Annotated in this window: 1 protein-coding gene and 1 pseudogene; both read left to right on the forward strand. The window is 56.2% G+C overall.

All coding sequences use genetic code 11. The features are described from left to right. A pseudogene (locus ABB30_RS16565) lies at nucleotides 1–1,559 on the forward strand (hypothetical protein); the annotation flags it as partial. Further along, nucleotides 1,556–2,023, forward strand: a complete 468-nt coding sequence (locus ABB30_RS16600; RefSeq protein ID WP_152980796.1) for a hypothetical protein — start codon at nucleotides 1,556–1,558, stop codon at nucleotides 2,021–2,023. The pseudogene ABB30_RS16565 and the gene ABB30_RS16600, both read left to right, overlap by 4 nt. Nucleotides 2,024–2,192: the final 169 nt, after the last annotated feature.

Genomic DNA, 2,192 nt, shown 5'->3' on the forward strand with positions numbered 1-2,192 from the left:
CGGGCGAGGTCGGGTTCCGGACGGCAGGCAGCGTTGCTGAGCTGATGCAAGAGCGCGCAGCTGCTGATCTCATAAGCGCAAGCGAGCGGGGCGACAATGCTGCACAAGCAGAGGCATTGGCCCGGTTCAGCACTTGGAGTGACGGCGGAATTGCTAAAACACTGTTGCATGGCCTGACCGGCGCAGCCGCTGCTGCGCTGGGAGGGGTTGATGTGGGGAGTGGTGCACTGGGTGCAGCGGGTGCGGAGAAGGCCAAGGGAGCGGTCGCTCAGTACCTTGTCGAGAACGGCATCTTGCCAGGTACCCCGGACTACGACGCCTTCATGGAGCTCGGCAGTGCAGTGATCGGCGGTGTGCTTGGCGGGCAGGTCGGGGCACAGATCGCACTGGATGGCGATCGGTTCAATCGTCAGCTGCATCCTGAAGAGCTGATATGGATCAACAACAATGCAGCGGCTTTCGCTGCAAAAGAAGGCATCAGTCTCGATGAGGCGAAATCTCGCCTGATCGTCGAGGCCAGTGCCCGAGTTGATGAGACCAACGCGCATCTGGTCGGAAACAACAAGGTTGACGATGCTGCGACAAAATTCCTGAGTGAGACAGCCGATTTACGCAGCGATGGCAGAGCCATGTTCTCGGCCACTATGGACGAGTATCAGAATTTTGGTCTATACGCGGATTTGCTCACCGATGATCCGGCCAAATTCAGGAGTGTATACAACGCGCTTGCCGGATCGACAGGAAAGGTTGATGCGCTAAGGTATAACTACAGCAGTCAGCTCCTTGATTATTCGCAATCAGTGCGTGGCGCAGACGGCTGGGCCCTGATCGGGACATTTGGTGGTGACATTGGATTCGTGGTGGATGCTACGCGCCGAGTGGCATCCGGGGGCTTCTCGGATGTCGCGCAGGAAATCGCCATCGGCTACGCGCTCGGTAAGGTGCTTGTTGGTGCTTCATGGGGTGTCGGAAAGCTGCTGGGGAGCGGCAATGGGGTTAAGCCGCTTGTCGATCAGGCGGTACCTCCGCCTCATGTCCCTGACCAAGTGCCTCCGCCGGCAGGAAAGCCCGTAAACGGTGCCGTCGATCCCGGTCTTGAGGGCGGTGCTGGCAATGGTCAAGCCGCAGGTAATTCGGTTGAAGAGTTGCCTCCTGCTGGGATGGACCGTCCTTTCAGGCCGGCGAATCCGGATTATTCACCTGACCCGGCTGTGGTTGAGGCAATGGGGCGCCCTGACATTCAACGGATGACCGCGTGCCCAAATGCGGACTGCTCAGAAATCGCTCATAAATTGCTGGCTGCATCAGGTGGGAAAGGGCAGGTGATTGAAGTCCGTGCACGAGCAAAAGGGACGTTAAACCTGTTGGAGAACGGCGAGATCGAATCGGGCATGGTCTATCATCAGGTGTACACGGATGGTCGTTATGTCTATGACCCGAGGGTTTCACAAAATCCAATTCCGAAGGGGGATTGGGAGCAGCACATCAAGGGTCTTAATCCAGGTGGGGTTACAATATCTGATAAGCCTGTCGGGTTGAATTTCGGAGGTGCAAAGTGAGTAATGAGAAGATTCTGGCACCTGAAGGTGATCTGTTGAACCTTCTGGAGGAGATCGGGGCATTGGCGTGGAGGAAGTACCGCGTGAGATACCCGGAATTGCGAGTAGGAGGTCGGATTCAGGTGTTGGATCAGAGCGCGCATCCGCCGTCAATTGCATTCAGGTTTGAACGCGAGAGTGATTCTGATATGCAGGCTCTGCGACAGGCAGTCGAATCCTACGATGGGGACGTCGCTTGGGAGATGGAGGGGCGCGAGAGGGATGGGTTGCCAGGTGTGAACTGGGTGATTCGTCCAGTTCGAACAACTGAGGTGATCGAGCTGGCCCTGAGTGCCAACTTGACTCCGGATCAATATATTGCCAAGTTCGAGCCTGGTTTTGGGCCAATTGCCTATGATGACTTGGTGGGACTAACTACTCATGTTAGATACGCCTTCCCTAGGCTGCGTAGTAGAAATTTATGATAATTGAGATGTGAATGACGAGGTCGGGTTAACTTACGGGCTGGCAGTGATGGGTCTGCGGAAAAACTCGATCCAGAGTGAACTTTCACGGGGTAATGCCAATCCGCACGTTGTGAGCTGCCATCGGCAGCAGCGACACCATCACCGGTACCCAGCTGTCAGTGGGTGG

The organism is Stenotrophomonas ginsengisoli (assembly GCF_001431485.1).
GTDB classification, from domain to species: domain Bacteria; phylum Pseudomonadota; class Gammaproteobacteria; order Xanthomonadales; family Xanthomonadaceae; genus Stenotrophomonas; species Stenotrophomonas ginsengisoli.